General features: G+C 30.7%; 2 protein-coding genes. Both read left to right on the top strand.

The features are described from left to right. Positions 1–20: 20 nt before the first annotated feature. Positions 21–2,018, top strand: coding sequence for a DUF1430 domain-containing protein (locus tag RWO85_RS10195; RefSeq protein WP_314415738.1), 1,998 nt, complete (start codon positions 21–23; stop codon positions 2,016–2,018). A 1-nt stretch (position 2,019) separates the two neighbouring features. Continuing rightward, entirely contained in the window at positions 2,020–2,655 is a 636-nt protein-coding gene (locus RWO85_RS10190) for a putative bacteriocin export ABC transporter (RefSeq protein ID WP_084926646.1), read from the top strand. Positions 2,656–2,827 lie beyond the last annotated feature (172 nt).

Here is a 2,827-nt window from a genome sequence, read left to right as displayed (position 1 = left end):
AATGTAGAAAGGAGTAGTCTATGTATAACATACTAAAACGAAGCCTTGCAACTTTTTCCTTTGTTTTAATTGCTTTTGTTAGCCTTTTCTTTATTAGCCAATATAAAAGTGAAATGTTGGGTGGATACAGTAAGATGATTTCTGTAGAGAAATCTACTACTACCATTAAGAAGGATTTAGAAGAGATTGCAAAAGATAAACAGAGTGTTTTAGCTCGTAGGATTGTTTCTGTAAAGGATAATGTTAGGGGAAAGACAGAAAATACCTATATACCAATTGGAGGTGAACTACCTGTAGATTTACCATTACAACAAGATCAAAACCTAATCCAAAATGCATCTGATGACACCTTATATTTGATTGTAAGAGGAAACTTAAGTGCACAGGAACTAACACAAATTTTAAACCAAAAAGGACATCAAGCTATTGTTGAACAATCAAGTTCTGGTTTGACCTTGTTAAAGGTATTTTTGACTTATCCTCAATCGATTACTTTTACATTAGTTTTGATAATTGCTTTTGGGACTCTGACACTAGCTGATTACATAGCGAAACTGCGTTCTGTAAGTATAGAACGATTGTCAGGTAGAGGGAAATATCAAATTGCTTTGAGAAATATTAGCAAAGATAGTATTTTCTTAATATTGATAGCAAGTATAGTTTATTTAGCGACAGTTTTATTCTTATTCTCTACTAGAACTGTAAACATTTTGTCGTTAAGTCTAGTATTTTATCCTTTACTTTCTTGGTTATTTCTTTTACTTTTTTTAAATTTCTTTTTATCAAATATTTTTTACCATATTTTACAAAAGCAAGCTCTTAATCTATCCATAAAAGGTAAGGCACCTTTGCATCTTGTGTTCATTTTGGTTATTTTGACGCAGTTACTATCTCTTTTAATCGTGATGTATAGCGTTTATGGTGTTGTTAACTTAAATCAACAATTGTCAACATTACAAGTAGGACGAGATGAATGGAGTAAGCATTCTAATTATTTTGCTACTAATGAATTATATACTGGAGAGTCAAATAAAGACAGAGAAGCAGAAGTAGCTTTTTATTCAGAACTTAGTCAAAAAACAAATCTCCTTTATATAGATACAAATCTAGATAAAATTGCTTTTCAAAAGAGTTCTTCAGCTAATTCTTATTATCCTACCCCAGATATGGTATCAAATGAAATTCGTGTGAATCGACGTTTTGTTGAAAAAAGTGGCATTCAGTTGAGTATGCAAGCTAAAGCATTCTTTGAACAGATGGGAGATTTTGATCGTCTCGTGTTAATACCAAAGAATCAAGAATCAAACTTTTCAGAATTACATAAGGCTTGGTTGCGATATGAACAAAAAGGCTTTGCTCCAGATGATGCTCCTGTAAAAAAGAAAGATCCTAATGAGAAAATTGAGATAGCCACTTATCAAGGCGGTGAAAATCTATTTGTTTACCCTATCTTCACTTCGGTTAATTACTTAGTGAATCAAAATGCTTTTGTTCATGAACCAATTATTACTGTGTTTGGTTCTGCTTATGAAAATAGAACAATTCGCCAATTCTCTTTGGCACATTATATTTTTGATAAACCCGAGGTAGTGAAAGAATTGATTTCTAAATACAAGTTAACAGCTAGTATTGGTAGTTTTTCAAATGGCATGTATTCATTTGAAAATAGAATTCAAAAAGTAGAGACAGATAGATTTATATTATTTTTTGCGATGATTATTAGTTTTGTGAGTTCCATTTTATTGATGGTATTACTGAACACTCTTTACCTCTATCAAGGGCGCAAAACTTATTTCATTGAGAGATTAGCAGGGAAGTCACTTTTTGAAATTCATCATGTTTATTTTTCAATTTTATCTAGTAGCTATATTTTTTGTACTTTATTGTCAGTAATATTAGGCTTCAATTTGTTTGTAATTTCTATTCCTTTGCTCTCATTGCTATTATTTACAGGAATTTTTCTTCTTCAACTGAGACAAGATAAAAAGGCTAATATTTTATATCTAAAAGGAGGTTAGTATGATTGAATTGAAAGATATTTGTAAACAATTTGATGATTATGTTATTTTTAAAGACTTTAATTATCAATTTCATGAAGGTCAGACCTATGCTTTGATAGGTGAGTCTGGAGCAGGCAAAACAACTCTTTTAAATATTATAGGTAAGTTAGAAACTGTCCAAAGCGGTTCAGTAGAAGTTGATGGTAAGGACTTAAAACAAATTAAGGAAAAAATCTATTTTAAGGATTATGTAAGCTACTTATTTCAAAATTATGGTTTAATTGAAAATAAGAGTATTAAAGATAATTTAGAACTTGCATTTATCGGTAGAAAAGAAAGCAAAAAAGAACAAGAAGTTCTTATGAAAGAAGCCTTGGAGCATGTTCATTTACAATTAGATTTAAAACGTAAGATTTTTACTCTTTCAGGTGGTGAAGCGCAGCGTGTCGCAATTGCTAAAATAATGTTAAAGGATTCCCCAATAATCTTAGCAGATGAACCAACAGCCTCTCTTGATAGTAGGAATAGTCTTGAAATTATTGACCTTATTCTTGGATTACGGAATGAAAAACGTACGATTATTATTGCAACTCATGATAGTAGTGTATATGAACGAATGGATCAGGTTGTAGAAATTAGAAAGGAAAAGATATGAAAACAAGATTTAGTTTGACAACAATTTTTTTCCAAGTAATGATTTTTGGTTCTTCTCTCTTTGTAATACTGACTCAATTTGGTTTACTACGTCAACCTACAAAGCTAATTATACAGATGATTTGCTTACTAAGTTTGTTATCTTTAGCTATAGCGATTTGGAATTATGTACG

This window comes from uncultured Streptococcus sp. (genome assembly GCF_963521865.1).
GTDB lineage: Bacteria > Bacillota > Bacilli > Lactobacillales > Streptococcaceae > Streptococcus.
The sequence above is the reverse complement of the archived record's forward strand: the minus strand, read 5'-3'. Positions and strand labels throughout refer to the sequence as shown.